Source organism: Gordonia sp. DT218 (assembly GCF_049847105.1).
GTDB lineage: Bacteria > Actinomycetota > Actinomycetes > Mycobacteriales > Mycobacteriaceae > Gordonia.
The window spans coordinates 395,442-422,065 of sequence record NZ_JBNCNS010000003.1 but is presented as its reverse complement, the minus strand read 5'-3'; the positions used below and the strand labels follow the sequence as shown (position 1 = coordinate 422,065).

Annotated in this window: 26 protein-coding genes and 1 riboswitch; of the genes, 11 read left to right on the top strand and 15 right to left on the bottom strand. The window is 67.9% G+C overall.

Annotated elements, in window-relative coordinates; all coding sequences use genetic code 11:
• Positions 1–9: 9 nt before the first annotated feature.
• Genes tilS through dacB form a run of 3 tightly spaced genes read right to left on the bottom strand, consistent with a single transcriptional unit; the run spans position 10 to position 3,517 of the window.
• On the bottom strand, positions 10–975 hold the full coding sequence (gene tilS, locus ACPXCG_RS13480; protein ID WP_425792471.1) for a tRNA lysidine(34) synthetase TilS: 966 nt from the start codon (positions 973–975) through the stop codon (positions 10–12).
• Complete coding sequence (locus ACPXCG_RS13475; RefSeq protein ID WP_425792470.1) at positions 954–2,180, bottom strand: zinc-dependent metalloprotease; 1,227 nt, start codon at positions 2,178–2,180, stop codon at positions 954–956. The genes tilS and ACPXCG_RS13475 overlap by 22 nt, the downstream gene beginning before the upstream one ends.
• Complete coding sequence (dacB, locus tag ACPXCG_RS13470) at positions 2,177–3,517, bottom strand: D-alanyl-D-alanine carboxypeptidase/D-alanyl-D-alanine endopeptidase (RefSeq protein ID WP_425792825.1); 1,341 nt, start codon at positions 3,515–3,517, stop codon at positions 2,177–2,179. The genes ACPXCG_RS13475 and dacB overlap by 4 nt, the downstream gene beginning before the upstream one ends.
• A gap of 182 nt (positions 3,518–3,699) precedes the next feature.
• On the opposite strand from dacB, the gene ACPXCG_RS13465 reads away from it, so the two are divergent.
• On the top strand, positions 3,700–4,212 hold the full coding sequence (locus tag ACPXCG_RS13465; protein WP_425792469.1) for an inorganic diphosphatase: 513 nt from the start codon (positions 3,700–3,702) through the stop codon (positions 4,210–4,212).
• Positions 4,213–4,303: 91 nt separating this feature from the next.
• Here ACPXCG_RS13465 and ACPXCG_RS13460 read toward each other — a convergent pair whose 3' ends face one another.
• Entirely contained in the window at positions 4,304–6,007 is a 1,704-nt protein-coding gene (locus tag ACPXCG_RS13460; protein WP_425792468.1) for an MDR family MFS transporter, read from the bottom strand.
• Positions 6,004–6,510, bottom strand: a complete 507-nt coding sequence (locus ACPXCG_RS13455; protein WP_425792467.1) for a MarR family winged helix-turn-helix transcriptional regulator — start codon at positions 6,508–6,510, stop codon at positions 6,004–6,006. Before ACPXCG_RS13455 ends, ACPXCG_RS13460 begins: the two co-directional genes overlap by 4 nt.
• A gap of 181 nt (positions 6,511–6,691) precedes the next feature.
• On the opposite strand from ACPXCG_RS13455, the gene alc reads away from it, so the two are divergent.
• Complete coding sequence (alc, locus tag ACPXCG_RS13450) at positions 6,692–7,675, top strand: allantoicase (RefSeq protein ID WP_425792824.1); 984 nt, start codon at positions 6,692–6,694, stop codon at positions 7,673–7,675.
• 98 nt (positions 7,676–7,773) lie between these two features.
• Here alc and ACPXCG_RS13445 read toward each other — a convergent pair whose 3' ends face one another.
• The 3 genes from ACPXCG_RS13445 to ACPXCG_RS13435 all read right to left on the bottom strand — a co-directional run bounded on the left by ACPXCG_RS13445 (position 7,774) and on the right by ACPXCG_RS13435 (position 10,994).
• On the bottom strand, positions 7,774–8,988 hold the full coding sequence (locus tag ACPXCG_RS13445; RefSeq protein ID WP_425792823.1) for a hypothetical protein: 1,215 nt from the start codon (positions 8,986–8,988) through the stop codon (positions 7,774–7,776).
• Between the two features lie 195 nt (positions 8,989–9,183).
• The gene (locus ACPXCG_RS13440) at positions 9,184–9,642 is read right to left on the bottom strand and encodes a hypothetical protein (protein WP_425792466.1); all 459 of its coding nucleotides are present in this window, start codon (positions 9,640–9,642) and stop codon (positions 9,184–9,186) included.
• Positions 9,642–10,994, bottom strand: coding sequence for an aminotransferase class V-fold PLP-dependent enzyme (locus ACPXCG_RS13435; protein WP_425792465.1), 1,353 nt, complete (start codon positions 10,992–10,994; stop codon positions 9,642–9,644). Before ACPXCG_RS13435 ends, ACPXCG_RS13440 begins: the two co-directional genes overlap by 1 nt.
• An 18-nt stretch (positions 10,995–11,012) precedes the next feature.
• A riboswitch (SAM riboswitch) is annotated at positions 11,013–11,126 on the bottom strand.
• 91 nt (positions 11,127–11,217) lie between these two features.
• Here ACPXCG_RS13435 and ACPXCG_RS13430 point away from each other — a divergent pair.
• Together ACPXCG_RS13430 and ACPXCG_RS13425 are read left to right on the top strand one after the other, a co-directional pair.
• Positions 11,218–12,327, top strand: a complete 1,110-nt coding sequence (locus ACPXCG_RS13430) for an isochorismate synthase (RefSeq protein ID WP_425792464.1) — start codon at positions 11,218–11,220, stop codon at positions 12,325–12,327.
• Positions 12,317–13,264, top strand: coding sequence for an ERCC4 domain-containing protein (locus ACPXCG_RS13425; RefSeq protein ID WP_425792463.1), 948 nt, complete (start codon positions 12,317–12,319; stop codon positions 13,262–13,264). Before ACPXCG_RS13430 ends, ACPXCG_RS13425 begins: the two co-directional genes overlap by 11 nt.
• Before the next feature lie 37 nt (positions 13,265–13,301).
• On the opposite strand, the gene ACPXCG_RS13420 is transcribed toward ACPXCG_RS13425, so the two are convergent.
• The 3 genes from ACPXCG_RS13420 to ACPXCG_RS13410 are packed head-to-tail and all read right to left on the bottom strand — an operon-like array spanning position 13,302 to position 15,369.
• Entirely contained in the window at positions 13,302–14,501 is a 1,200-nt protein-coding gene (locus ACPXCG_RS13420) for an O-succinylhomoserine sulfhydrylase (RefSeq protein WP_425792462.1), read from the bottom strand.
• The gene (locus tag ACPXCG_RS13415) at positions 14,498–14,911 is read right to left on the bottom strand and encodes a rhodanese-like domain-containing protein (RefSeq protein ID WP_425792461.1); all 414 of its coding nucleotides are present in this window, start codon (positions 14,909–14,911) and stop codon (positions 14,498–14,500) included. The genes ACPXCG_RS13420 and ACPXCG_RS13415 overlap by 4 nt, the downstream gene beginning before the upstream one ends.
• Positions 14,908–15,369 carry a hypothetical protein gene (locus tag ACPXCG_RS13410; protein WP_425792460.1) on the bottom strand — a complete coding sequence of 154 codons (462 nt, stop codon included), beginning with the start codon at positions 15,367–15,369 and terminating at the stop codon, positions 14,908–14,910. The genes ACPXCG_RS13415 and ACPXCG_RS13410 overlap by 4 nt, the downstream gene beginning before the upstream one ends.
• A 132-nt stretch (positions 15,370–15,501) precedes the next feature.
• Here ACPXCG_RS13410 and ACPXCG_RS13405 point away from each other — a divergent pair, with 132 nt between their 5' ends.
• The 3 genes from ACPXCG_RS13405 (at position 15,502) to ACPXCG_RS13395 (ending at position 18,460) form a co-directional block, all read left to right on the top strand.
• Positions 15,502–16,536: an ABC transporter substrate-binding protein gene (locus tag ACPXCG_RS13405; protein ID WP_425792459.1), complete on the top strand. Its 1,035-nt coding sequence runs from the start codon at positions 15,502–15,504 to the stop codon at positions 16,534–16,536.
• A gap of 155 nt (positions 16,537–16,691) precedes the next feature.
• Positions 16,692–18,125, top strand: coding sequence for an FAD-dependent oxidoreductase (locus ACPXCG_RS13400; protein ID WP_425792458.1), 1,434 nt, complete (start codon positions 16,692–16,694; stop codon positions 18,123–18,125).
• Positions 18,126–18,160: 35 nt separating this feature from the next.
• Positions 18,161–18,460: a hypothetical protein gene (locus tag ACPXCG_RS13395; protein ID WP_425792457.1), complete on the top strand. Its 300-nt coding sequence runs from the start codon at positions 18,161–18,163 to the stop codon at positions 18,458–18,460.
• Between the two features lie 69 nt (positions 18,461–18,529).
• Here the strand turns inward: ACPXCG_RS13395 and ACPXCG_RS13390 are convergent, their stop codons facing one another.
• Positions 18,530–19,042 carry a hypothetical protein gene (locus tag ACPXCG_RS13390; protein ID WP_425792456.1) on the bottom strand — a complete coding sequence of 171 codons (513 nt, stop codon included), beginning with the start codon at positions 19,040–19,042 and terminating at the stop codon, positions 18,530–18,532.
• Positions 19,043–19,221: 179 nt separating this feature from the next.
• Between ACPXCG_RS13390 and ACPXCG_RS13385 the strand changes: the two genes are divergently transcribed.
• The 3 genes from ACPXCG_RS13385 to ACPXCG_RS13375 are packed head-to-tail and all read left to right on the top strand — an operon-like array spanning position 19,222 to position 22,240.
• Positions 19,222–20,280, top strand: a complete 1,059-nt coding sequence (locus tag ACPXCG_RS13385) for a FecCD family ABC transporter permease (RefSeq protein WP_425792455.1) — start codon at positions 19,222–19,224, stop codon at positions 20,278–20,280.
• On the top strand, positions 20,277–21,401 hold the full coding sequence (locus ACPXCG_RS13380; RefSeq protein ID WP_425792454.1) for a FecCD family ABC transporter permease: 1,125 nt from the start codon (positions 20,277–20,279) through the stop codon (positions 21,399–21,401). The genes ACPXCG_RS13385 and ACPXCG_RS13380 overlap by 4 nt, the downstream gene beginning before the upstream one ends.
• Positions 21,398–22,240: an ABC transporter ATP-binding protein gene (locus ACPXCG_RS13375; RefSeq protein WP_425792453.1), complete on the top strand. Its 843-nt coding sequence runs from the start codon at positions 21,398–21,400 to the stop codon at positions 22,238–22,240. Before ACPXCG_RS13380 ends, ACPXCG_RS13375 begins: the two co-directional genes overlap by 4 nt.
• On the opposite strand, the gene ACPXCG_RS13370 is transcribed toward ACPXCG_RS13375, so the two are convergent.
• Genes ACPXCG_RS13370 through ACPXCG_RS13360 form a run of 3 tightly spaced genes read right to left on the bottom strand, consistent with a single transcriptional unit; the run spans position 22,241 to position 24,829 of the window.
• Positions 22,241–22,720: a DUF456 domain-containing protein gene (locus tag ACPXCG_RS13370; protein WP_425792452.1), complete on the bottom strand. Its 480-nt coding sequence runs from the start codon at positions 22,718–22,720 to the stop codon at positions 22,241–22,243.
• Positions 22,721–22,746: 26 nt separating this feature from the next.
• Positions 22,747–24,423: a formate-dependent phosphoribosylglycinamide formyltransferase gene (gene purT, locus ACPXCG_RS13365; RefSeq protein WP_425792451.1), complete on the bottom strand. Its 1,677-nt coding sequence runs from the start codon at positions 24,421–24,423 to the stop codon at positions 22,747–22,749.
• 55 nt (positions 24,424–24,478) lie between these two features.
• Entirely contained in the window at positions 24,479–24,829 is a 351-nt protein-coding gene (locus ACPXCG_RS13360; RefSeq protein WP_425792450.1) for a UBP-type zinc finger domain-containing protein, read from the bottom strand.
• Positions 24,830–24,891: 62 nt separating this feature from the next.
• Between ACPXCG_RS13360 and ACPXCG_RS13355 the strand changes: the two genes are divergently transcribed.
• Entirely contained in the window at positions 24,892–26,487 is a 1,596-nt protein-coding gene (locus tag ACPXCG_RS13355; protein WP_425792449.1) for a Na+/H+ antiporter, read from the top strand.
• Positions 26,488–26,624: the final 137 nt, after the last annotated feature.

Genomic DNA, 26,624 nt, shown 5'->3' with positions numbered 1-26,624 from the left:
AAATCCGGATCACCGGGGCGCCCGGCGGACCGTCAACCGCGGCCCGGACCTCTCCACCACATGCCGGGCCGTCGGGTCGCCACCGATCGCGACCTGGGCGCGGGACCGCCCGTCGATGACGAGATCGTCGACCGCGCAGATCAACCGATGGGTCGGTTCGGTCGCCCCGATGTCGAGCAGCCACCGTCGGAGCACGCGGGTACGTACCGCCGCCGGCACACCGTGTAGGCCGTCGACATCGAGTTCCGCGGGATGCTTCTGGTCGTCGACGGTCGCGCGTCGGTAGAGGTCGTCGGCGTAGTGGTCGAGAGCCTCGTTGTCGGCGCGCACCGACGACGCGGTCCGGCCCAACGCTTCCACCACGCCGCCGTGTAGCACGTCGTCGAGCAGGGGCAGCACCTCGGCCCGCAGGCGAACCCGGGTGAACCGCGGATCACGATTGTGCGGGTCGTGGTGTGGATGAAGGCCGAGTTCGGTGCAGGCGGCGAGCGTCTGAGCGCGACGGATTCCCAGCAGCGGCCGTCCCCATGGCGGATTCCACGGACGCATACCGGCGATGGAACGCGCCCCCGAACCACGGGCCAGACCGAGCAACACGGTCTCGGCCTGATCGTCGGCGGTGTGGGCGAGCAGCACCGGAGCGCCGTCGCGAGCGTCGTCGAGTGCGCGGTACCGCGCCTCACGTGCTGCGGCTTCCGGCCCCCCGCTCCGGCCGACCTCCACAGCGAGCACCTGAGGCCGGGCCCCGAGCCGTCGGGCTGCCGCCGCAGCGTCCGCGGCGACGGCGTCGGAGCCGTCCTGCAATGCGTGGTCGATCACCAGCGCCCGCACCGACAACCCGGCCCGGATCGCACATGCGGTGAGCGCCAACGAGTCCGGGCCTCCGGACAGTCCGACACACACATCCGCGCCGGGTTCGAGGTGGGTCGCCGCGAACTGGGCGACCGCGCGGGTCACAGCACCCGTTGCATCCATACCCGCGGCTCGTCGATCTCGTTCGGGCGCGGCATGGTCTCCGGCGACGTCCAGATGGTGTTGAACGTCTCCATCCCGACCGCGCCGACCACCTCGTCGACGAAGGCCTTGCCGCGCACATACTGCGCGATCTTGGCGTCCATACCGATCAGGGCACGAATGATGCGCTGCACCGGATTACGCGGGGTGCCGCGGCGTTGGTCGAAGGCCGCCCGGATGCTCGTCACCGTCGGCACGTGTACGGGTCCGACCGCGTCCATGACGTGGTCGGCGTGGCCCTCGAGCAGGGTGCCCAGCATCATCATCCGGTTGAACGCCTCGTATTGCTCTGGGGTCTGCAGCAACTGCATGGCCCCGAGCACGCCCTTCTCCCGGGGCTGTTCGTCGGAGCCGCGCAGCGTCGAGGTGATCCGCGCGACGATCTCGCTCGTCGATTCGCCGGATTCCGACGTCAGGATCTCCAGATTGTCGACCATGTACTGGCGCAACCACGGATTCGCCGAGAACTGCACGCGATGGGTGACCTCGTGCAGGCACACCCAGAGCCGAAAATCGCTGGGCACCACACGAAGTGAACGCTCGACAGAGATGATGTTGGGCGCGACGACCATCAGCACCCCGGGATCGCCGGTGTCGGGGTCGGGGGTGAACGGGTCGTATTGACCGAGGATGGCGCCGGACAGGAAGGCGAGCAGTCCGCCCGCCTGCAACCCGCCGGCCTTCGCGGAGAACCCGGCGAGAGCGGCCTCGATCGCGTTGGGCGATCCGGCGTCATCGGAGTCGCTCGCTCCGCTCCCGGCGCCGAGCCCATCCGGCCCGCTCGCTCCGCTCCCGGCGCCGAGCCCATCCGGCCCGCTCGCTCCGCTCCCGGCGCCGAGCATCGACTGCATCGACTGCGCGGCCGCATCCACCCATTCCCTGCGATCGAGGATGCGGGTGGTCGGCACCCGCAGGCCGTCGGCGAGACCGGTCACCTCACGGACCGGCGCCTCGGCCCGGGTGGCCGCGTCGGCCAGTTCCGCGTAGGCGGCGTCGAGGGTGTACGCGGTGGTCTTCGGCCCCGGGCGCGCCAGGCGCTTTCCGGTCGCGGCCGCCAGCCCCCAGTCGATCCGTGCGCCGATCGACTCGGCGTCGTCATGCTCGTGATCCACCCTGGTCACATCACTGCTGGTCAGATCGCTACTGCTCAGCTCGCTGCTGGTCATCGGCACCCACATTCCCTCAGCTCGCCGGCCACGTTGTCGAGCGCGGGCCGAGCGTCGGCCGGAGATGTTCCGCCCGACATCAGCGCGAACGAGAGCACCCGGCCGTCGATGGTCTGGACTATCCCCGTCAACGAACTCACCCCGGTGAGGGTTCCCGTCTTGGCCCGCACCCACCCGGCACCCGGGTTCGACGTCGGATCGAAGCGGTCCGCCAGGGTGCCGGTGCCGGCGGCAACGGGCAATCCGTCGAGCATGGGCCGCATCAGCGGTTGCGACGGCCCGCTGGCCCCGGCCATCAACTTGTCCAGCAGTGTTGCCGGCACCTTGTTGGCATAGGAGAGGCCCGAGGCGTCATGCAGGGTGACCATCGACATGTCGAAACCGCGCTCTGTCAGCGTGTTCTTGACCGCGGCCACACCTCCGGCAAGTGACGCCGGGCCGCCCTTGGCGGCCGAGAGCTCCACCGACAGCGCCTCGGCGAGCACGTTGTCGCTGTAGCGCAGCATGTCGTTGACCCGGGTCACCAGCGGCGCCGACGTCACCGAGGCGACGGCTTGCGCGCCGCCGGGCGCGGTCTGCTCGGTGACCGGAGCGTTCACACCGAGTGCCTTGGCGAGGGCCTCACCGGACGTGACGGCCGGGTTCGGCACCCGCGGCGAGTACTCGTCGAGCGGCTCGATCCGGCCGCCGTCGGCGATCAGGGATTCGATCGGCGTGATGTCGCCGCCGGCGATGTCGCGCTTGTCCCAGGTGCTGTCCATCGTCGGGCCGCTGAACGCACTCGTGTCCACGGCCACCGACGTCACGGGGACACCGGCCTTGCGGATCTGGGCGGCGAGGTCGGCGATGCGCGGCGCGTTGGTATAGAAGGTGTCGGCCCCGCGCGGCTGGGCCGAGAGCGTCGGGTCGCCCGCGCCCTTGAGGATCACCTGGCCGTCTGCGCCGACGACGACCGTCGTGGTCAGCCGCTTCTCGTGCGGCAACGCGAGCAACGCCGCGCTCGCCGTCAGGATCTTGGCGTTCGACGCCGGGACCCGCGGCTGGGTCGGCCCGTCCGACCACAACGTCGCGCCGGTGAGGGCATCACTGATCTGTCCGGTGAACTGACCGAGCGCGGGGTCGCGGACCGCCTGGGCGATCTCGCTGCGCACCCCGACCGGAGTCGGCTCGGGGGCATTCGCCGACACCGTCTTGATCTGCGGGTTCACCGCGATCGCAGCCGGTTGCGGCGGAATCCCGGGTGGGAGTTCGTCGGAGTCGTCGAGCCGCAGCGCCACTGCGACCGAGCCGACAGCGATCAGCGCCAGCACCACCACCGAGATGACCGTCCACAGCATCGTGCGTCTGGTCGACCTGCGCCGTGCGCCCACAGAACCTCCGGATCGGTGCCTCGGGGTCCGGCCCGGCCCGGACCCCTCTCGACTTCTCACAGTATCGTTGAGGCGATCTGCGCAGGCGACCCAGCGGTGACGTCGGGCCGCGTGCGATCACCACCAGCGAACACTTGCCAGGAGGAACCGTGGAATTCGATGTGACCATCGAGATCCCCAAGGGCGGACGTAACAAGTACGAGGTCGATCACGAGACCGGAAAGGTCTTTCTCGACCGTTACCTGTACACCTCGATGGGCTACCCGGCCGACTACGGGTACATCGACAACACATTGGGCGAGGACGGCGATCCGCTGGACGCGATGGTGCTGCTCCCCGAGTCGGTGTTTCCCGGCATCATCGTGAAGGCGCGCATCGTCGGCATGTACACGATGACCGACGAGGCCGGCGGCGACGACAAGCTGCTGTGCGTCCCGGCCGGCGACGTCCGCTGGGATCACATCCAGGACATCGGCGACGTCAGCGAGTTCGAGCTGGGGCCGATCTCCCACTTCTTCGAGCACTACAAGGATCTCGAGCCGGGCAAAGAGGTCCAGCCCGGCGGCTGGGTCGGCAAGGACCAGGCCGAGAAGGTCGCCCAGGAGGCCATCGATCGTCTGAAGGCACATCCGCACGAGGCCAACGAGCCGTCGCGCGGCTGACTTCTTTTCGCGCCGACAGCAACACAAAAAGCGCCGACAGCAACCAGTGGAGGTTGCTGTCGGCGCTTTTTGTGTTGCTGTCGGCGGGGGGTCAGGCTGCCTCGACGGACTCCGAGGCCCCGATCGGCTTACCCGTGCGCAGCGGCAGTTCCTTCCAGGTCACAGTGCCGACGATCGCGAGCAGCGACATGATGGAGACGGCCAGGAACACGGTGTCCATCGAGTTGGCGAAGCCCTCCTTGAGGGGGCGGGCGAGTTCCGTTGGGAGCTCGCCGATCACCGAGGTGTCCGACATGACACTGTCCGACGACCCGGTGGCCTGATCGGGGTTCTGCGCCGCAGCCATCAGGCCTTGGGCGAATTGCGAGACCTTCGGGTTGTCGCTCTGTGCGGCTTCCGCCACCGCCGTCCGATACTCGGGCTGGGTGGCCGCGGTGGTCATCTCGTCGGAGATGTTCGGACCCATCAGGGAGAACAGCAGCGAGAAGAAGACGGCCACACCCATCGTGCCGCCGATCTGACGGAAGAAGGTCGACGTGCCGGTCGACAGCCCCATGTCCTTGGCCGGCAGGATGTTCTGCATCGCCAGCATGATCGGCTGCATGAGGTTGCCGAGGCCGAATCCGAGCAGGGCGGCGATCAGCATCACCAGATACACCGGTGTGTCCACGCCGACGAGATGCATGAGGAACGCGGCCACCGTGACCAGCACGGAGCCGATGATCGGGAAGATCTTGTAGCGGCCGGTCCTGGAGATCAGCTGCCCGGACACGATCGATCCGGTCATCAATCCCAACACCATCGGCAGCATCTGCAGTCCGGCGATCATCGGGCTCGATCCGCGCAGCACCTGGTAGTACTGCGGCAGCATCGAGATGCCGCCGAACATGGCCGCACCGACGATGACGGAGATCACGATGCCCTGGGAGAAGATCGGGTTACGGAACACCCGCAGCGGGATCAGAGCCTCGTCGCCCATCTTGTGTTCGATCCAGATGAACCCGGCGATGCCCACGACTCCGATCGCATAGCAGAGCAGCGACAGGCCCGAGGTCCATCCCCACTCGCGGCCCTGTTCGGCCACGATGAGCAGCGGGGCCACCGCCACGGCCAGTGCCGTCGCGCCCCAGTAGTCGGTGCGGCCGCCCGCACCCTTCTGCTGGTCGTAATTGAGGACCTTGTAGATCAGGAAGAGCGAGAGCAGGCCGATGGGCACGTTGACGAGGAACACCCAGCGCCAGCCGCTGACCCACAGGATCGAGCTCTGCCCGGCCAACAGCCCGCCGAGCACCGGTCCGAGAACGCTCGAGGTGCCGAAGACCGCCAGGAAGTAGCCCTGGTACTTGGCGCGTTCACGCGGCGGCACGATGTCGCCGATGGTGGTCAGTGCCAACGTCATCAGACCACCGGCGCCGAGTCCCTGGAACGCACGGAAAGCGGCCAGCTCGTACATCGACGTGGCGATACTACAGAGCAGCGACCCGACCACGAAGATCGTGATCGCGACCATGAAGAACGGTTTGCGGCCGTACAGGTCGGAGAGCTTGCCGTAGAGCGGCGTGACGATGGTCGCGGTGACCAGGTAGGCGGTGGTGGCCCACGCCTGCATGTCGTAGCCGTTGAGGTCGTCGGCGATGGTCCGGATCGATGTGGACACGATGGTCTGATCCAATGCCGCCAAGAACATCGCGCTCATCAGGCCGGCGAGCACCGTCAGGATCTGACGATGCGTCAGGCCCGCCCCCGCGGACTCGTCGGGAGCCGCCGTGTCCACGGCGGCCGTTGATTCTGTCATGCCTTTCCTTTCAACAAGTCTGCTATCGAGCGCGACGCCTCACCGGTCTTGGCGCACGGCGGCGCGATCACGGATTCGGCGGCATCGACGAAGCGGCTGAGCAGCCGTACCAACGTCGCGAGCTCGTCGTCGGTCCAGTCCGACATCGCGTCGTCCATCGCGGTCCGGCGCACCATCCGCATGGCCTCGACCCGTTCGCGTCCGGCGTCGGTGATCACGAGCAGGGTCGCGCGACCGTCCGCGGGATCCGCCTCACGCCGCACCAGCCCCAGTTCGACGAGCTGCGCGACGTGGCGGCTCACCGTCGAGGGGTCGGCATTGAGACCTTCCGCCAGCTCACGTGACCGCATGGACTCGCGGGCGAGATGAAAGAGGCCTTTGAACGCGGCCGTCTCGAACTCCCCGTCCGCCGTCTTGAACGTCGTGTGGACCGCACGGTCGCGGAGACGCATGTACCGGGAGAGCGCATCGAACAGATCGTCGACGGCGGTTTGATCGAGCATGCCCCGTACCCTCCCTGAGATCAGCCACTTTACGTTCTCTTTGCAATTAGTTGCTGATTGCAATTAGTTGCTGGCCGCAAGTATGCGCTCGGTCTTCGGGCGAATGCAAACTCGCCTACGATGAGGACCCGTGACTCCCCAGCCGCCGGCCGCCGCGGGCAACCGCCCACATTTCACTTCCATGCCTGACCTGGCACTTCGCGACCTCGGAGGCGCGGTCGTGTGGACCAACGACGATCTGTTCGCGGAGGCGCAGAACCTGATCAAGACGGCGGCTGCCCAGTATCAGCCGGCGACCTTCGGTCACAAGGGACAGGTGTACGACGGGTGGGAAACCCGCCGTCGGCGCGTGGGTGGCGTCGACCAGGCCATCGTGCGACTCGGTGCGCCCGGCGTGATCTACGGCGTCGTGGTCGACACGTCGTGGTTCAAGGGCAACTATCCGCCGTTCATCTCCGTGGAGGCCGCCGCCGTCGAGGGCGTCGTCTCCGTGGATCAACTCCTCGACGACGTCGAGTGGGTGACGATCGTCGAGAAGACGGCCGCCGACGGCGATACCCGCAATCCGTTCACGGTCGACGCCAAGGATCGCTTCACCCATGTCCGGCTGACCATGCACCCCGACGGCGGCGTGGCGCGCTTCCGCGTCCACGGACGCGGCGTGCCCAATCCACACTTCTTCCGGTACGGCCACTTCGACCTCGCGGCACTGGAGAACGGCGGGCTGATCACCGCGTGTTCCAACATGTTCTACAGCTCCCCCAACAACCTGCTGATGCCCGGGCGGGCACGCAACATGGGCGAGGGCTGGGAAACCTCACGCCGTCGCGACGAGGGCAACGACTGGGTGCAGGTCCGCCTCGCCGGGCGCGGGCAGATCAGTCTCATCGAACTCGACACCAGCTATTTCCTGGGCAACGCGCCGGGGGCGGCGATGATCCGGGGCCGCGACGGCGACGACGGCGAATGGTTCGAGATGTTGCCGCGCACCGACTTACAGCCCGACACCCGGCACCGGTTCGTCGTCGACCTCGATCGCCCGATGACCGAGGCCCGGATGGACATCTACCCCGACGGCGGGATGGCCCGCTTCAAGCTCTACGGGACGCTGACCCCCGATGCCGAGGCCGATCTCGTCGAACAGTGGGAGCGCGGCGAGGCCTGAGGGCTGGGTTTCGGTTGCCGTCGGCCGGATTTCGGTTGCCGTCGGCGGGATTCCGGTTGCCGTCGGCGGGATTCCGGTTGCCGTCGGCGGGGAACGGGTCAGGAAACCGTGACCTTGGTGTGCTCGACGGCGTCACCGAGGATCTTGTGCAGGTTGAAGATCGGACGATGTGATTCGAACTGGGTCTCGTACGGGACTTTCATCTGTGCCACGAGTCGGCCGTAGTGGTCGTTGACCATGTCCTGATAGCGCGGGAGGAGTTCGGTGGTCACATACCTCCAGCGCAGGTCGAATACCGACCAGTCCCAATCCGGGATCGGGGTGGCGATCTTCACGGTCCGCCCGTCGGCCATCCGGCCCGCGTAGGTGTAGGAGATGAAGTCGCGCAACGCCGGAACTCCCGCCACCGACGGTGAGCCGGCGAGCGTCATGGCATAGGTCAGCGCCGAGCCGACACCGGCCGACTTGCGGTAATTACGCACATTGTCGAACTGCCGGCCGACCACGTCGTACTGCTCGCGGCGCAGCAACGTCCCGTTGCCCTCGGAGACCCGGGCCGGATCGTTCGACGCGATGTCGTGCCAGGCCGCGGCGACGCCGTCATCGATGATGCCCGCGCGACGGAACTCGTCGATCCCGCCGAGACCGTCCTTGACAAAGGCGACGTGCATCGGCATGAGGTCGGAGAAGATCGCCTTCTGCATCACCAGGATCTGCTTCGAGAACCAGGCCAGATCGGCCGGGGTGATCTCATCGGCGTGATACGCGAGGTTCTGCAACCCTTTCGGGAACCGGCCGATGATGCCCGGGCCGACGACCTGGGTGGCCTTCTCGATGATCTGGGCGGCCAGCGGCTGCAGTCCACGGATGCCGTAGATGTCGCCGGCGAGGACCACATCGGCAGTGCCACCCCCGAAGTCGGCACCGACCATGCCGGCCATACCCGCCCATTGCAGGTTGCGGTGAGCGATCTGGAAGTTCTCGTAGTAGCGGTAGCTCTTGATCATGGTCGCCCGCGTCGCGTGGAATCCCTTGGCGGGATCCCAATCGGCGAGGTCGATTCCGGCGTCGGTGGTCGCCTGCACGAGACGGTATTGAAACAGCAGTGCCGCATAGCGTTTCGGCGCGATACCGCTCGCGCGGGCCTCGCGCACCAGCCGGGCGAGCTGGTGGAGATCGGTGGGAAGCGCGCGATTCACCCCGCCGCCGTGCTGGTCGGCGAACCGATTCGTCAGCGGTAGGTCGAGGTAGCGCGTGACGGTACTGGCCTGCGCCGGCGCCGCCAGCGAGACACCGCCGATCAGCGCACCCATCACCGCGACGACGGCCACCGCCAGGCGGCCGAACCGCGACACAACACTCCCCCGATACATGCGTTCCCCCCTCGCCGGTCATCCCGGTGACCGAGACGGCAGAACCGTACTGACCAGTGAGAAGCAGTGTCAACACAGCCCGGGGTGAGACGAAACACACCACCGGTCTCACCCCGGGCCATCGATGTCGACGCGTCAGGCGACGCGTCCCCGTCCGGGGTCCAGGAGGGGAAGCACCTGTTCACGGACCCGGGCCGTGGTGGCCGAACCGTCGAGCGGCACGATGATGACCGCGTCGGCGATCTCGGCCACATAGATGTCGCGGATCAGCGAGACCAGCCCGTGTGGCGTCCCGACGTACCGGATCGTCTCGGGTTCGTTCGCAACCGCCGGGCGGTCGTCGAGATCGGCGGATGCGCGCGCCGATGCCGGATGCGGGGCGATGGCCGCCTCCACTTCGAGCGCGACGACAAAGTTCGCCTGATCATTGACGCCGGCCAGTAGCAGCGATCGCGCCCGCTGCGCATCGCGCAGGGTCGGCCGCCGCACGACGATCGGGAACGCCGTCGCCGAGGTGTCCCCTGCCAGGGCGACCTGTAATCGAGGGCGGCCGATGCTGATCGTCGACGACGGGCGTGCGTATTCGATGCTCATCATGTCCTCGCTCTCGTGGTCAGTCTCGCCAGCGCGCCGACGAGGCGGTCGATGTCGCCGGAGCCGGTCCCGAGTCCGAAGCTCGCCCGCACCGCGCCGTCCGGATACCCCAGACGGTTCAACAGCGGGTGCGCGCAGAACTTCCCGTCGCGGACGCCGATTCCCGCACTCTCGCTGAGGAAGACGGCCGCCGCCCGCGGCGTGCAGCCGTCGACGTCGAAGCCCGCGATACCGACCCGGTCGGTCGAGTCCTCGAAGATCCGCAGCTCTGTGACACCGTCGATCGTCGCCAGCCCGTCGTCGAGGCGTGCGCGCAGTAGTTCTTCGTGCAACCCGATGTGCTCGAATCCGATGGCGTCGAGCGCGTCGCATGCGGCCGCGATGGACACGGCGCCGAGCACATTGGGCGAACCCGCCTCGTGACGGGCCGGGCCGGCATGCCACTCGATCGCGGTGTCACCGCCGATGTCACCGCCGGTGGCGCCGACCGAGACGCTCGCCGAGGCGCCGCCGCCGGCCAGGTAGGGCTCGGCGGCGTCGAGCCAGTCCGGGCGTCCGATCAGCACGCCCGCCCCGAACGGCGCGTAGAGCTTGTGCCCGGAGAAGACCAGGTAGTCGATGCCGTGACCGACCATCGACACGCGACGATGGGCGACGAGCTGGGCGGCGTCGATGAGGATGCGCGCGCCGTTGCGGTGGGCGATCGATGCCAGTCGACCGATCGGCAGCACCTCACCGGTGACATTCGACGCCGCGGTGACGGCGAGCAACGCGGCCGGCGCCGCGGCGAGTTCGGCCTCCAGCGCCGCGAGGGTGTCGTCGATGGTCGCGCACGCACGGACCACCCGCACCCGCGACGACCCGTCGCGATCGGGCGCGCACCACGGCAGCAGGTTGGCGTGATGTTCGATGTCGAGCACCACCACGTCACCGCGGGTCGCATGGGCTGCGAGGTTGATGGCGTCGGTGGTGCCGCGGGTGAAGACCACGGCGTCGTCGGCGCGTGCCCGGACGAATCCCCGGATCACCTCGCGGGCCTGCTCGTAGCGGGCCGTGGTGACCTGGGACAGGTGGCCGGCACCTCGGTGGACGCTGGCGTACTGCGACAACGAGCTGGTGACGGTCTGCGCCACCGCGGCCAGTGCCGGCGCGCTGGCCGCGTAGTCGAGGTTGGCGTATCGCACCGTCTCACCGGTCGAGCACGGCACGCACTCGTCGGCACCGACGACCTGCGCCAACGGCGGGATCGTCTCGGTGTCGACGACCGGGGTATGGGGAGCAGGGGTGTTGAAGGGCACTGGGGTGTTGAAGGGCACCGGGGTGTTGAAGGGCACCGAAAGGACAGCAGTCATGACAAATAGCTCCTGAGGAATCCGCACTTGCCGTGATCACTTCGAACACGGCCGGGTCGTCACCCGGAGCACCCCACCGCGGAGGAGGGTTGCCGACCAGCGAGCCGGGGCTTGTCACTGGCACTCATGACCCACGTCAAGATTCACCGATGGCGCCTCGACGTGTCAATTTTCACTCAGCCTGCGCGAAACTCCCGCGATGCTGCGCCGGTAGCGTGAGTGCATGGCGTTTCCCGACGACAGCGTCTCCCCCGTGATGTTCGTACTGTCACGCCCACACGGCACGGTCCGCGGTCACGGGCAGCGGCGTCGGTTCACCGAGGCCGCGGCGGCCGCGCACGCCGTCCGGGCCGGAGCGGTCGATGCGATCACCGGGGCGATCCCCTTCGACCAGGACGATCGCGCAGCGCTCGTCGCGCCGGTCGCACTCACCCACGATCCGGCGCCGTTCGCCGGCACCCCGCCCCGCCACCACGACGTGACCTCGAGGACCCTCCACCCGGACCACGCGGTCCACCGCGACCGGGTCACCCACGCGATCAAAACCATCGCCGACGGCACGGTCGACAAGGTGGTGCTGGCGCGGGCGGTCGACCTCTCCGTCACACCGGTCGTCGACGTCGACCACCTCATCGGCGCACTCGCGCACGGCAACACCGAGCACAACGCCTTCGCCGTCGACGTCAGCGCGGCAACCGGCGACAGCTCGTGGTTACTCGGAGCCAGCCCGGAGGTGTTGCTGCGCAAGCACGGTCGCGTGGTCACCGCCCAGCCCTACGCCGGGTCCGCACCACGGTCATCGGACCCCGAGACCGACCGCGCCGCCGCAGCCACGCTGGCGTCATCGGGCAAAGACCTCGCCGAGCATGCGTTCGTCGTCGACTATCTGCGCGACCGCCTCGGCCCACTCTGCGCGGACCTGAAAGCCCCGCCGACGCCTGAGATCCGCGCCACCGGTGAGATCTGGCATCTCGCCACGCCCATCCGGGCGACGCTACGCGATGACTCGGTGACCGCGCTGGACCTCGCGTTGCTCCTCAGCCCTACGCCGGCCGTCTGCGGTACACCCAGTGATGTTGCCGCACAGTTCATCCGGGATGTCGAGGAGCCGCGAGGCCTGTATGGCGGTGCGGTCGGCTGGTGCGACGGCGACGGCGACGGCGAATGGATGGTGACCATCCGGTGCGTTCAGGTGGCCGACGATCGGCACACCCTGCGCACGTGGGCGGGAGGCGGCATCGTGGCGCAGTCCGACCCTCAGGCCGAGCTGGACGAGACGACGGCCAAGCTACGCACCGTGATCGCTGCACTGGGGATCGACGATGCCCGATGACTTCCTGATCGCCCGCAACCCCGAGGAGGGATCGTCGCTTCCCTATCTCGTCCGGATTCCATTGGGAGCCAATGGGATAATCCTGAAGGTCCGCGACACGTGGCCACGCACCACCAAGATCTACTGTCACCGGGCCGAGGTCTGGCCGTCGAATCCGGAAATCATCGAACAACTCCCCGTCCGGTCGGTGTCACGCCGGGGCGCAGCCATCGATCTCGTGCTCGATCGGAGCCGTGAGAACCGGTCGCAGTTCGTCCTCACTCGCGCCCGTGGTCGCGAGATGATCTTCTGGCAGTCGCGACGCACCACCAAGCAGGCTCGTCCGAATGTCGCGCTGCCCACCGCGCGGGCCCACGGGCAGGTGCTGGAGATCATCGTCGATTCCGGCGAACGCTACCCGTACGGTTTCACCCACCAGCAGACGGCCACCACACGCCGAAAGCTGCCCGCCGGCGACTACGCGGTCACCGAGGGTGACACGGTGATCGCCGCCGTCGAGCGCAAATCGATCGACGACCTGAGCGCCGGACTCACCTCCGGCAAGCTGACCTACCAGCTCGCCGAGCTCGCCGGGCTGCCCCGGGCCGCTGTGGTGGTCGAGGCTCCATACAGTGCGCTGTTCAAGCGCGAGTATGTCACCGGCGCGACCCTTGCCGAGGCATTGGCCGAGGCTCAAGTGCGGTTTCCTTCGGTGCCAATGGTGTTTTGCGACAACCGAAAACTTGCCGAAGAGTGGACTTTCCGCTGGCTCGGCGCGGCACTGCACGAGTGGCGGCTGAGCTCGCGCACCGACGTCATCGTCGCAGATCTGGCCGGGCCGTCGCCCACGCCCGCCGAGATCCGATCATGGGCGACCGCGGCGGGTATCGACGTCCCCGCCAGGGGTCGCATCCCCGCCCGCGTGCGTACCGCGTGGGAGAAGCGCAACAACGGCTGATCTCCGGATATGGTCCCGAGCACCGTCAGTCCAACGCTCAGCCGAGGGCCTGATCCAGATCTTTCAGCAGATCCTCGACCCCCTCGAGTCCGACGGACAGGCGCACCACCGAGTCGGTGACCCCGATCGACGCCCGGCCATCCGGCCCCATCGCGCGATGGGTGGTGGTCGCGGGATGGGTGATCAGCGACTTCGAATCACCGAGGTTGTTCGAGATGTCCACCACCCGAAGCGCATTGAGCACCTCGAAGGCACGCTTCTTGCCGTCGACGCCGTCACGGTCGGCGATCTCGAAGGTGACCACCGTGCCACCACCCGACATCTGCTTGTGCGCGAGCACGTGCTGCGGATGTGATTGCAGGAACGGGTATTTCACCCAGCGAGCCCGTGGGTCGTCTTCCAGGAACTGCGCGATGCGCAGCGCCGAGGCCACCGAGGCATCGAGCCGCAGGCGCATGGTCTCGAGCCCCTTGAGCAGCGTCCAGGCATTGAAAGGACTGAGCGCCGGACCGGTGTGCCGCATCAGCATCTGGACCGGCCCGTCGATGAATTCCTTCTCGCCGAGCACCGCTCCGCCCATCACCCGGCCCTGGCCGTCGATGTGCTTGGTGCCCGAGTACACGATCACGTCGGCACCCATGTCGAGGCCGCTCTGCAGCAACGGAGTGGCGAAGACGTTGTCCAGCACCACCTTCGCACCGGCGGCATGGGCGAGTTCCGAGACCCGCGCGACGTCGACGAGTGTCTGCATCGGGTTCGACGGCGTCTCGAAGAACACCGCCGTCGTCGGCTTCGACAATGCCGCTTCCCACTGGTCGAGGTCTTCGCCGTCGACGAAGACGGTCTCGACACCCCACCGGGGCAGGATCTCGTTGCACACCACGAAGCACGAGCCGAACAGGCTGCGGGCGGCGACCAGCCGATCGCCCGCCTTCAGCAGTGCACCCAGCGCGACGAAGACCGCGGCCATCCCGCTGGCCGTGGCGAAGCACGCCTCGGCACCTTCGAGCTGACGCAGCCGCTCCTGGAACATCTCGACGGTCGGATTCCCGTACCGCGAGTAGACGAATCGCTTGTCCTCGCCGGTGAAGGCTCGCTCGGCGGCCTCCGCCGACTCATACACGTAGCCGCTGGTCAGGTACAGCCCCTCGGAGGTCTCGAAGAAGCCGGACCGATCGAGCCCGGCCCGGACCGCCAGGGTGTCGGCCGAAACCCCTTCGGGCAGTTCCCTGCTCACGACTGCCGCCACGGGAGGTCGAGCGCCCGCCAGCCCCGGCCACCGCGGTGGTCGTTCTCGTCGAGCGCGCCCTCGAAGCCGTCGAGCACGTTGTAGGCCGCACCGATCCCGTCGGCGACGGCCGCCTCCGCAGCACCGATGGAACGATGTCCCGACCGGCAGATGAAGATGACCTCACTGTCGTCGGTGACGCCGCCGTCACGCAGCTGCTCGACGAAGGCCTCGTTCGGCATGCCCTCCGGGAACGTGGTCCACTCCACGAACAGGGTCTTCTTGCCGATCACCTCGAGGTCGGGAACGCCGACAAAGGCCCACTCGGCCCTGGTCCGGCAGTCGACCAGCACGGTCTTCGGATCGTTCTCCAGTTTCTCCCACGCCTGCAGCGGCGTCAGATCACCCGAATAACTCACGACGTACACACCTTCCAGTCCCCGTCTTCACGCACCACGACCGTGTCGGTCACCTGTTTCTGGTCGGGCTTGTCATCGAAGTGCCAATGTACCTGCGCCCTCGCCCGGTCTCCCGACACCGCGATACCGGTGATCTCGGGGATGACGATATGTCCGTTCTCATCGAACGACTTCCGGTTCTCGTCCACAAACGTCGACTCGTTCGGGAACGCCGCCGACGACACGTCCGCGGCGCAGGTCGACGCGCGATATTTCTCGTAGTCGACGTCGTTACGGGCGGTGTAGACGTCGTTGATGGCGTGCTGGACCTGCGCGTCGGTGCTCATCCGCTCGTCGGCCGGCCGGATCAGATACGAGATCCCGATCCCCGCGGCGGCGACCACCACGACCGCGAGGGCGACCAGGACGGGCCACGCGTCCTTCCACGACCGTTCGCGGTCCTGCGCGCCCTCTGCCATGGCGGGCAGTCTATCGACCACCGGCGATGCCGGGTCCGCGGGCGCCGACCGAGCGCCTCCCGGCCTGCAGTTAGGGTGGGCTAAGTACCTGGGCTAAGTACCTCCGAATCCTTCCGTACATGTGAGGACCTCATGCGCGCACCTCGAGCACGTTTCTCCCGGCCGATACGTCTGGCCGCAGTGGGCATCACCGCTGCCGCAACCCTGGTCGTCGGCGCCTGCAGTGCCCCCGAGGAGGATTCGACGGCATCGTCGTCGATGCCCACCGCCGAAGCAGGCTCGATCCCCGCGACGATCCAGCACGCATACGGTTCGACGACGATCTCGAAGCAGCCGTCCCGGGTGGCCGCGATGGGTGTCGGCGACGCCGACACCCTGCTCGCGCTCGGGGTCACGCCGACCACCGTCGCGCCGTTCGGCGATCCCCCGGAACGCAGCACGCCATGGAATTCCGAGCTCCTCGGCGACGCGGAGCCGGTGGTGCTCCCGAATGCCGCGGCCGACTTCGGCAGTCAGATCCCCAAAGCACTCGCGACCGACCCGGAGCTGATCACCGCGATCGGCGCCGCACCCACACCGGAGCAGTACGACGTCCTGACCAAGGCCGCACCGACGATCGTGCGGCCCAAGGAGTATCCGAACTGGCAGATCCCGTGGGATGTGCAGACCGCCGAGATCGGACGGGCCGTCGGGCTGCCGGCCACCGCGCAGCGCAAGATCGACGAGACCGAGAAGTACCTTGCCGACGTCCGGGCGAAGCACCCCGAGTTCGCCGGCAAGACGGCCGCCGTGGTCTCCGGACTGCCCACCGGCGCGGTGTCGATCTACAGCCCAGACGACGGCCGTGGACAGACACTGACCGACTACGGATTCACCTTCCCGGAATCGCTGAAACCGGCCATCACCAACGGTTTCTACGGTGAGATCTCGGCCGAGAACCTCTCGATGCTCAACGACGTCGACGTGGTGGTCGCGGTGGACTGGCAGGGCTCCAACGCCCGGCTGAAGAACGATCCGACGTGGAGCAAGCTGCCTGTCGTGACGCAGGGACGAGCGGTCTATCTGGACCAGCAGGTGGGCAGCGCGATGTCGGTGCCGACGGTGCTGACCCTGCCGTGGGTCGCCGACCAGTCGGTGGGACCGATCTCCCAAGCCGCCAAACGCTGACACCTCGCACATGGCACAAGTGAGGTAATCCTCACAAACAGATTTTGGCCACGCGCGTCGAACGCCTACCGTAGAAGGGATAGGCGCCGCGTAGCGGCCACCACCAGCGACTCTTTCGCCAGAGTCACACAAGAGCCACGGAAAGCACCTACTCCATGAGTGACACCAGCCGCCCGTTGCGGGTTGCCATCGTCGGTGCAGGTCCCGCCGGGATCTACGCAGCAGACGCGTTGATGAAGTCCGACACCGCGAAGGACCTGGCCCCGGGAGCAACGCGAGCGGGCCAACCGATTTCCGGCGTCAGCATCGACCTCTACGAGCGGATGCCCGCCCCCTTCGGACTGATCCGTTACGGCGTCGCGCCCGACCACCCGCGCATCAAGGGCATCATCACCGCGCTGCACAAGGTGCTCGACAAGCCCCAGGTCCGACTGCTCGGCAACATCGACTACGGCACCGACATCACCCTCGAAGAGCTGCGGGATCTCTACGACGCGGTGATCTTCTCGACCGGCGCCACCGACGATCGTGTGCTGGACATCCCCGGCATCGATCTCGACGGCAGTTACGGCGCCGCCCAGTTCGTCGCCTGGTACGACGGCCACCCGGACTTCCCGCGCACCTGGCCGCTCGAGGCGGAGAAGGTCGCCGTCATCGGCGTCGGCAATGTCGCGCTCGACGTCGCGCGGGTGCTCGCCAAGACCGGCGACGAGCTGCTCCCGACCGAGATCCCGGCCAACGTCTACGAGGGACTCAAGGCCAACAAGGCCATCGAGGTCCACGTATTCGGTCGTCGCGGACCGGCTCAGGCCAAGTTCACGCCGCTCGAACTCAAGGAGCTCGACCACTCGCCGAACATCGAGGTCGTCGTCGCTCCCGAGGACATCGAATACGACGAGGGATCGGCCGTCGCGCGTCGCGGGTCGAAGATCACCGACCAGGTCGCCACGATCATCGAGAACTACGCGATCCGCGATCCCAAGCAGGGCGCCATCCACAAGCTGTTCCTGCACTTCTTCGAGAACCCGGTCGAGATCCTCGGCGAGGACGGCACGGTCGTCGGGTTGCGGACCGAACGGACCCAGCTCGACGGCACCGGCAACGTCAAGCCGACGGGCAAGCACACCGATTGGGACCTCGGCGCCGTCTACCGCGCCGTCGGCTACCTCTCCGACAACCTCCCGCAGATCCCCTTCGATCAGCAGGCCGGCGTGATCCCGAACGAGGCCGGCCGCGTCTTCGACGAAGGTCAGCACCTCACCGGCATCTACACCACCGGCTGGGTCAAGCGCGGTCCCGTCGGACTGATCGGCCACACCAAGGGCGATGCCAACGAGACCGTCGACTGCATCCTCGAGGACATGACCAACGAGGCGCTGCTCTCGCCGGGCAAGCCGTCGGAGGACGCCGTCATCGAGCTACTCGAGGGCAAGGGCATCCCGTTCACCACCTGGGACGGCTGGTACCGCCTCGACGAGCACGAGCGCAGCCTCGGTGCGGCCGAGGGCCGCGAGCGCGTGAAGGTCGTCGAGCGTGAGGACATGCTGGCCGCGTCCGAGCCGCACAAGGTGTCACGCCCCGGCAGCTGACACCTCCGCCGAGCGGGCACGCAATCCCGCCGATCGTGCGCAGTTTCCCGCCGATCGTGCGCAGTTTCGCGCCGATCGTGCGCAGTTTCGCGCCGATCGTGCGCAGTTTCGCGTCGGTCGTGCGCAGTTTCGCGTCGGTCGTGCGCAGTTTCGCGTCGGTCGTGCGCGCAGCGGTTCCCAGGCGGACATCCCGTCGGGATCTGCGCCCGCTCGGCAATGATCTGTGCACGGTCGACGCGAAATTGCGCACGATCGGAGATTTTCTGCGCCCGCTCGGCGAGGATTTGGGCCCGGTCGGCGAGAACAGATCAAGACAGCAAAACGGCGACCGGTGATCCGGTCGCCGTTTTGTCGGGTAGGGGTCCGTGAGGCGAGGTTCCCTCGCCTCACGCGGCCCCTCGGGGTCAGTTCGCTGCGGTGGTGCCCCCGCCGTTGTTTTTACCGCCGTTGTTGTTCGCCGGGGGATTGTCCTGGCGGCGGAAGTTCTGCCAGTAGCCGAAGTTGTTCGTCAGGTTCTCGGCCTCGTTGGAGAACGTGAATCCCGAGATGGACGACGGGAAGCAGCCGAACCAGCGGGTCTCGATCGGACGGACCCAACGCTGCGCCTTGTTGTCCCACTTGGACAGGGTCTCGCCCGGCTTGAGCTCCTTGACGCGGACCGACTTGCCGTTGACCTCGTTGAGGATGACGTTGTGCATCGTCGTGTCACCGACATTACGGACGGTCATGTAGCGGTACATGTACCAAGCCTGGTTCCAGGGCTGTCCCCACTGGCCGAAGTGGCATTCGATGCCTCCGACGAGCTCCAGGTCCCCCGGTACCGCAGCCTGTGCGGGCGTGGTCCCGGCGAGGGTGCCTGCCGCGATGCCCACTGTGGCCAATACCGTGGCACCCGCGCGCTTGAGCGATGCTCTCATCAATCTCTCCTACTCCGGTGTCCTCGTGACGTTCTGGTTGGACTATCGACCCATGCCAAGCGAATCGTTACGCACCACACAGCCTCTTCACAGCCACGTATGCCTTTCGTTATGCAAAAGACATCGCCGCCTCGACGCCCTCAGAGGCCACCCGAACACCATTGGTAAGGTAACCCTTCATGCGCCGAATGACCGGGATCCTGCTGCTCATCGCGGTGATCGTGGTGGCGCTCTTCGCCTCGATCGCGGTCGGCACCCGACAACTCGGGATCGGCGAGGTGATCGATGCTCTGCAGGCCGGCGGTTGGCCATCACTGAAAGTCACCGACTTCCACGGCATCCCCTGGATCGTGCTCCAAGCACCGCCGGCACCGCCCGGGGCCTCGGATGTCTACGGCATCGTCTGGGACCTCCGATTCCCCCGGACCGTCCTCGGACTGATGATCGGCCTCGCGATCGGCGCCGCCGGCGCCCTCGCGCAGGGGCACACACGTAATCCGCTGGCCGATCCGGGGATGTTGGGGGTCAACGCGGGCGCCGCCTGCGCCGTCGTCGCGGGTGTCTACCTGCTGGGGATTCAGAGCCCCATCGCATTCATGGCTTTCGGCCTGATCGGTGCGCTCATCGCGGCGAGCGCTGTCTTCGGCCTCGCCGCGCTGTCGGGTGCGAGTCCGCTGACCCTGGTCCTCGCCGGCACCGGCCTCTCCGCGCTGCTGCTGGCGATCACCTCGGCAATCGTGTTGTCGGACAGCGTCACCCTCGACGCCTGGCGGTTCTGGAACGTCGGCGCCACCACCGGCCGAGGGCTCGACGTGTTCTCGGCCGCGCTGCCGTTCATCGTCATCGGCCTCGTGCTCGCGCTGGGCAGCGGCTTCTTCCTGAACGTGCTCAGTCTGGGCGACGACATGTCCAAGGCCCTCGGCTCACGCGTCGTGCTGATCCGCATCATGGGCATCCTCACCATCACTCTGCTCGTCGGCGCGGCGACGGCGGCCTGCGGTCCGATCGTCTTCCTCGGGCTCGTCGTCCCACACATCGCGCGCGCCTTCACCGGGTCCGACTACCGGTGGATCGTTCCGTATTCGGCGCTGCTGGGCGCGATCCTGGTACTGGTCTGCGACGTCATCGGCCGCGTCATCGCCCGCCCCGGCGAGGTGCAGGTCGGAGTCATCCTGGCGCTCGTCGGCGCACCGTTCCTCATCGCCCTCGTCCGCAAACGGAAGTTGGCCAGCGTATGACCACCGACGTCCGACCGAGCCCCGATCCCGCCGGCCCCGAACCACAAGCACCACAGCGGACCCGGCGTCGCCGCATCCTGCGTGTCGGGTCGTCGTCGTGGGTCGTCCGCCCCCGCATGCTGGTGACGATGGCCGTCGCCGTCGCCATCACCCTGCTCCTGTTCCTGCTGAGCGTCGGGATCAGCGACTACCCGATGAGCCCGATCGACGTGGCGCGTGTCCTGCTCGGTGGTGGCACCCGCATCGAGAACGTCGTGGTCTTCGACGTCTCGCTGCCCCGCGCGCTGGTCTCGCTGCTGGTCGGGTTCGGCTTCGGCATGGCGGGCGCCCTGACCCAGCTGATCGCACGCAATCCGCTGGCCACCCCGGACATCCTCGGCATCACCGCGGGAGCGAGTGCCGCGGCCGTCGCCGCCATCGCGTTCTCGACCTCGTGGGGGGCCTGGCTGGCCGGGCTCGGGGTGCCGGTGGCCGCCCTCATCGGCGGCTTCGCCACCGCGATCGTGATGTATCTGCTCGCCTGGCCGGGCCGGTCGGCGAACATCGGCATCGACCCGTTCCGGCTCGTCATCATCGGCGTCGGCGTCACCTGGATGCTGCAGGCGTTGACCTCCTACATGCTGACGCGCGCTCAGATCGCCGACGCGGCACGCGCGCAGACCTGGCTGGTGGGTTCGGTCTCCCAGGCGACCTGGTCCGATGTCTGGCCGGCCACCATCGCGGTCGGGGTCGGTGTGGCCGTGGTGATCTGGATGTCGCGGGCCATCGGAATCCTCGGGCTCGGGTCCGAGGTCGCCCGGGGGCTGGGCGTCAACGCCGGCCGAGTGACCACGATCCTGCTGATCGTCGCGGTCCTGGTGGCCGCACTCTGCGTCTCGGCGGCGGGCCCGATCGCGTTCGTCGCGCTACTTGCGCCGCAGATCGCGTTGCGTCTGACCGGCTCTCCGCTCCCCACACCGCTCGCCTCCGGCATCGTCGGCGCAATCCTCGTGCTCGGCGGCGACCTGCTGTGCCGCACGCTCCTGCCCGGCGGTCTGCCGGTCGGTATCGTCACCGCGGCGATCGGCGGTCCGTGCCTCATCTATCTCATGATCGCGATGTCCCGAAAGGCCACGGTATGACCCACTCCGACGCGGCGATCACCGAAGTCACCACCCCGCAATCGCGGCTGCGCGCGGCAGGTCTGCAGGTCGGTTACGACGACCGGATCATCATCTCCGACCTCGACATCGCGATCCCCGACGGCGAGATCACCACGATCATCGGGCCCAACGGGTGCGGGAAGTCGACATTGCTCCGCGCGCTGTCCCGGCTGCTGCCGCCGCGATCGGGGACCGTCTACCTCGACGACGCCGACATCAACCGGATGCGTCCGAGGGACGTCGCGCGGCGCCTCGGCCTGTTGCCGCAGAATCCCGTTGCGCCGGAGGGGCTCACCGTCGAGGATCTGGTCACTCGGGGACGACATCCCCACCAGCGGTGGTATCAGCAGGCGTCGGCCGCCGATGAGGCCGCGGTCGCGCTGGCGATGGAACAGACGGCGACCACCGACCTTGCCGATCGCCCGATCGATGCACTCTCCGGCGGGCAGCGTCAGCGGGTGTGGATCGCGCTCACCCTCGCCCAGGAGACCGACCTCCTGCTCCTCGACGAACCCACCACCTACCTCGACCTCGCCCATGCCGTCGAGATCCTCGATCTGGTTCACACGCTGCGTACCGAGCACGGCAAGACGGTGGTGATGGTCCTGCACGATCTCAATCTTGCTGCACGATACAGTGATTCGCTGTTCGTGATGAGATCGGGCGAGATCGTCGCGCACGGGCGGCCCGACGAGGTGATCACCACTGACCTGCTCGAGGCGGCCTTCGGCCTGCAGTCTCATGTGATGGCCGATCCGGTGTTCGGCGCCCCGATGATCGTCCCCCTGGGTTCGCGCGCGGGCCTGCGCCTGTCCTGATCACCAGATACCCGCGCCCACCAGCCAGATCGCTGTTCCCAGCAGGGCCGCGAACAGCTCGATCCCCATCGTGATCAACGCCGCCTTCGACGCCGACACGGTGCCTCGCCAGGCAGCACCCACGCTGCGCATGCGGATGAGTTCGGCGAGCATGGCACCCAGTACGAACCCGATGAACAGGCCGATCACCGGGATCACGAAGAACCCGACGATGCCGAGCACCCCACCGACCGCGATCGTGGCGTTCGGGATGCCCGCGGCCTTCAACGACCGACCGGCGACCAGATACTTGACGACCTCGCCGAGCAGGATCACCGCCGCCGCGGCACCGAAGATCGCCCATGCCCAGCCTCCGACGATCGCCGACCAGACACCGATCGCAGCGAGAACCAGGAGACCACCCGGCAGGACCGGGAAGACGATCCCGAGGAGTCCGACGAGGATGACCGCACCGACGAGCAGCTCCCCACCAAGGGACATCGAGGGCCGGCCGGTCTAGTGCACGCTCAGTCGACCGAGGCGCGTGTCGGGTTTCCCGACGGCCGGGGCGGCGGCGGGCCGGCGGGACGACCGCCGGTCGGCGGGACGGGGCGCGGCGGTGGGCCTGCCGGTCGTGCGGGAGCACCGCGTGGCGGTATCGGCCCGCGCGGCGGTACCGGCACTTGCCGCGGACCGGGCGGTGGCGGACCGGGGGGTGGCGGACCGGGGGGTGGCGGACCGGGCGGCTGCGGCGGCCCGGGGGTGCCGCGTGGCGGCGCGGTGGGCCGCGAGGGCGGCGGAGGCGGCACGGGCCGTGACGGCGCAGGCGGGACGACCGGCTCGGCCATCGGGGCCGGGGTCAACCGCTCGAACGGGCGTCCGGAGACCGGCGTCACCAGCGACGCCGCGTGGACGGCACGCTGCCGGGCGACGGCGACATCGTCCGCGGTGGCGGTGATCACGCCCATCCGCCGACGATGGAAGCTCTCCGGCTTTCCGAACAGTCGGATGTCGGTCTCCGGCACCGTGAGCGCTCGGGCGACGTTCTCGAATCCGATCGCGGGTTCGTCGAGCTGCCCGTAGATCACCGCCGATGCACCCGGCGACGCCAGCGTGACGTCGACGGGCAGTCCCAGAATCGCCCGGGCATGCATCTCGAACTGCGACAGACGCTGCGTGGCCAGGGTGACCAGGCCGGTGTCGTGCGGGCGGGGGCTGACCTCGGAGAAGTAGACGTCGTCGCCCTTGACGAACAGTTCGACACCGAAGACACCCCGGCCTGCGAGCTTTCCGTCGCCGAGACCGGTGGCGATGCGTGCTGCGATGGACGTGGCCGCACCGAGCGCATCGGTCGACATCTCGTGTGGCTGCCAGCTCTCCACGTAGTCGCCGCCGACCTGCTGATGGCCGATGGGCGCGCAGAAGTGGGAGGCCAGACGGCCGGTGGCGGGATCGATCGCCCGGACCGTCAGGAGAGTGATCTCGTAGTCGAACTCGATGAATCCCTCGACGATGACCCGCTCGCCGTGCACACGGGCACCGGTGGTCGCGGTGTTCCAGGCGGGCCCGATGTCGGCCGGCGCGCGAACCACGGTCTGGCCCTTGCCCGACGACGACATCACCGGCTTCACCACGCACGGGAAGCCGATCTCCCCGACTGCCTCCTCGAGTTCCTCGTGTGAGGACGCGAAGAGATACGGCGACGTCGGGAGTCCGAGTTCCTCATCGGCGAGACGACGGATGCCCTCACGGTCCATCGTCGCGACCACGGCTCGCGCCGTCGGGATCACCTCGGCCAATCCGCGCTTCTCCACCTCGACGAGCGCGGGAGTCGCGATCGCCTCGATCTCGGGCACCACGTAGTGCGGCCGATGGCGCTCGATGACAGCCATCAGTGCATCGGCGTCGGTCATGTCGATCACCTCGGCGCGATGTGCCACCTGCTGCCCGGGCGCATCTGCGTACCGATCCACCGCGATCACCTCGACACCGAGTCGCTGGAAGGCGATGATCACCTCTTTGCCCAGTTCACCGGCGCCGAGCACCATCACCTTGGTCGCGGTCGGGCTCAGCGGCGTGCCGAGCACCGCGGGCGGACCGACCGCGGCATGTCCCACCTCGTTCACCGGCAGGCCCTGCACCGGCGCGGCCTCCTCGTCGGCCGGCACCGACGCCTCGGAAGCACCTTGGCTGTCTGACGTCATGCCCAAATCCTACGTGCAGTTCAGCACAGGCCCGCGGGGCCCACGGAACGCTCGCTCAACCCGTGACCTCGTGCACATAGCACCACCGCCACACCTCTCCGGGCTCGGCCGAACGCATCACCGGGTGGCCGCTCTCGTCGAAATGCGCAGTGGCGTGGCGGCGCGGGCTGGAATCGCAGCATCCGACATGCCCGCACGTCAGGCAGATCCGCAGGTGCGCCCAATGGTGTTCGCCGAGCGCGGTGCACTCCTCGCAGGCGGCGTAGTCACCGGCGCGCGGCTCGGGATCGGCGTTCGAGTCGATGCCGTAGGTCGCCAACTCCTCACATCGTGATCCATCGCCCGACGATCCACCCCCACCCGTGGTCTCGGATCGATCGTCGCCACCTCGCCGGAAGATACGCATGTACGCCATTATCCGGATCGTCGCGATCCCCGCGACGGGCGATGCCGGGATAGGTTCTTCGCGTGAGTGCATCGCTGTTGTTGGTGGCGGTGGTTGCCGTGATCCTCGCCGCGCTGTGCCGGCGATACGGATTGTCGGCGCCGCTGATCCTCGTCCTGGTCGGCCTCGGTATCGGCTGGATCCCGGGGACCCCCGAGGTGATGCTGGAACCGGAGCTGGTGCTGTTCCTTATTCTGCCGCCGCTGCTCTATTCGGCCGCGCAGGAGAGCTCCTACCAGGCCATCCGCGCCAACCGCCGGGCGATCGGATTCCTGGCCATCGGCCTGCCGCTCTTCTCCACGGTGATCGTCGGATTGGTCGCCTACGCAACGGTGCCCCACCTGCCTCTCGCCGCGGCACTGGTGCTCGGCGCCGTGGTGGCGCCGCCGGACGCGGTGTCGGCGCAGGCCATCGGGCGGCGCGTCGGACTCCCCCGCCGGATCATGACCCTGCTCGGCGGCGAGAGCCTGCTGAACGACGCGACCGCCCTCACCGCCTTCCGGGTGGCCCTGGCGGCCGCGATCGGCGCGACCGCGTCGGTGTGGGAGGGGTTGTCCACCTTCGCCATTGCCGCCGTCGGCGGACTCGTCATCGGGCTGGTGGTCGGATTCGCCGTCTCCTGGCTGCGACTCTGGCTCACCGACCCGCCGATGGAGACGGCGATCGGCCTGGTGGTGCCGTTCGGGACGTATTACGTCGCCGAGGAGATCCACGCCTCCGGCGTGATCGCCGTGGTGGTCGCGGGGCTGTTCCTCGGTCAGCGATCGGTGCGGCTCGGCTACGCCACGCGACTGCAGGACGACGCCGTCCGCAAATCGATCGACGCACTGCTGGAATCCTTCGTGTTCCTCCTCATCGGGCTCCAGTTGCCGTTCCTCATCCGCGGTCTCGCCGGTGAGTCGTGGGTCCAGATCGCCATCGATGCCGCCGTCGTGCTGGCCGCGACGATCCTGGCAAGGTTCCTGTGGGTCTATCCCGCCACCTACCTACCCAGGGCGCTCTCGTCCAGGATCCGTCGCCGCGAGGAACGCCCGGCGCCCCGCGCGGTGTTCATCGTCGGGTGGTCGGGGATGCGGGGGGTGGTCTCGCTGGCCGCGGCCTTCGCCATCCCGCTGACCACCGACGACGGCGGGCCGTTCCCGGCGCGCGCCGAGATCCTGTTCCTCACCTTCGTCGTCGTGGTCGGCACGCTGCTCCTGCAGGGCACCACCCTGGGCTGGATGATCCGCCGACTCGGCATCGGCACCGACGACGCCGCGAAGGACCGGCTGGCCTATGCGTCGGCGCAGGATCGCGCGTCCCGGGCGTCGGAACGACGACTCGACGAGCTGGCCGCAGAGCTCGCGGAGAACGACCCGCGTAGACATCAGGTGGGGATGTTGCGGAAGTGGGTGACCACCCAACGCAACGTCGGCTGGGAGGAACTCGGGCGCGGCCCCGAGGACATCGGCGAGAGTCCCACCGCGGCCGGCAACCGGATGCGCATGGAGCTGTTACAGATCCAGCGGAAGGTGTTCATCGAGGAGCGCGACGACGGCCACATCGACGACGAGGTCTTGCGAACCGCGTTGCGCCGGTTGGATTTCGCGGAGGGACAGATGGATCGGGAAGTCGACTGACGTAGCCTGCAGCCAGGTCCGAGCCAACCCGTTCAGCCCCACCGTCATGCTGCTGACGGTGAGCGTCCTCGCCGAGGGCACCTGACCGTCGCCCCGAGCGCACAGATGACACCAAAGCGCGCCACGGCGACGACATT

Bases quoted from the DNA above. Each gene is read 5' to 3' on its own strand.
- tilS (WP_425792471.1), bottom strand. From the start codon at position 975: ATGGATGCAACGGGTGCTGTGACCCGCGCGGTCGCCCAGTTCGCGGCG.
- ACPXCG_RS13475 (WP_425792470.1), bottom strand. From the start codon at position 2,180: ATGACCAGCAGCGAGCTGAGCAGTAGCGATCTGACCAGCAGTGATGTG.
- dacB (WP_425792825.1), bottom strand. From the start codon at position 3,517: ATGCTGTGGACGGTCATCTCGGTGGTGGTGCTGGCGCTGATCGCTGTC.
- ACPXCG_RS13460 (WP_425792468.1), bottom strand. From the start codon at position 6,007: ATGACAGAATCAACGGCCGCCGTGGACACGGCGGCTCCCGACGAGTCC.
- ACPXCG_RS13455 (WP_425792467.1), bottom strand. From the start codon at position 6,510: ATGCTCGATCAAACCGCCGTCGACGATCTGTTCGATGCGCTCTCCCGG.
- alc (WP_425792824.1), top strand. From the start codon at position 6,692: ATGCCTGACCTGGCACTTCGCGACCTCGGAGGCGCGGTCGTGTGGACC.
- ACPXCG_RS13445 (WP_425792823.1), bottom strand. From the start codon at position 8,988: ATGGGTGCGCTGATCGGCGGTGTCTCGCTGGCGGCGCCGGCGCAGGCC.
- ACPXCG_RS13440 (WP_425792466.1), bottom strand. From the start codon at position 9,642: ATGAGCATCGAATACGCACGCCCGTCGTCGACGATCAGCATCGGCCGC.
- ACPXCG_RS13435 (WP_425792465.1), bottom strand. From the start codon at position 10,994: ATGACTGCTGTCCTTTCGGTGCCCTTCAACACCCCGGTGCCCTTCAAC.
- ACPXCG_RS13430 (WP_425792464.1), top strand. From the start codon at position 11,218: ATGGCGTTTCCCGACGACAGCGTCTCCCCCGTGATGTTCGTACTGTCA.
- ACPXCG_RS13425 (WP_425792463.1), top strand. From the start codon at position 12,317: ATGCCCGATGACTTCCTGATCGCCCGCAACCCCGAGGAGGGATCGTCG.
- ACPXCG_RS13410 (WP_425792460.1), bottom strand. From the start codon at position 15,369: ATGGCAGAGGGCGCGCAGGACCGCGAACGGTCGTGGAAGGACGCGTGG.
- ACPXCG_RS13405 (WP_425792459.1), top strand. From the start codon at position 15,502: ATGCGCGCACCTCGAGCACGTTTCTCCCGGCCGATACGTCTGGCCGCA.
- ACPXCG_RS13400 (WP_425792458.1), top strand. From the start codon at position 16,692: ATGAGTGACACCAGCCGCCCGTTGCGGGTTGCCATCGTCGGTGCAGGT.
- ACPXCG_RS13390 (WP_425792456.1), bottom strand. From the start codon at position 19,042: ATGAGAGCATCGCTCAAGCGCGCGGGTGCCACGGTATTGGCCACAGTG.
- ACPXCG_RS13385 (WP_425792455.1), top strand. From the start codon at position 19,222: ATGCGCCGAATGACCGGGATCCTGCTGCTCATCGCGGTGATCGTGGTG.
- ACPXCG_RS13380 (WP_425792454.1), top strand. From the start codon at position 20,277: ATGACCACCGACGTCCGACCGAGCCCCGATCCCGCCGGCCCCGAACCA.
- ACPXCG_RS13375 (WP_425792453.1), top strand. From the start codon at position 21,398: ATGACCCACTCCGACGCGGCGATCACCGAAGTCACCACCCCGCAATCG.
- ACPXCG_RS13370 (WP_425792452.1), bottom strand. From the start codon at position 22,720: ATGTCCCTTGGTGGGGAGCTGCTCGTCGGTGCGGTCATCCTCGTCGGA.
- purT (WP_425792451.1), bottom strand. From the start codon at position 24,423: ATGACGTCAGACAGCCAAGGTGCTTCCGAGGCGTCGGTGCCGGCCGAC.
- ACPXCG_RS13360 (WP_425792450.1), bottom strand. From the start codon at position 24,829: ATGCGTATCTTCCGGCGAGGTGGCGACGATCGATCCGAGACCACGGGT.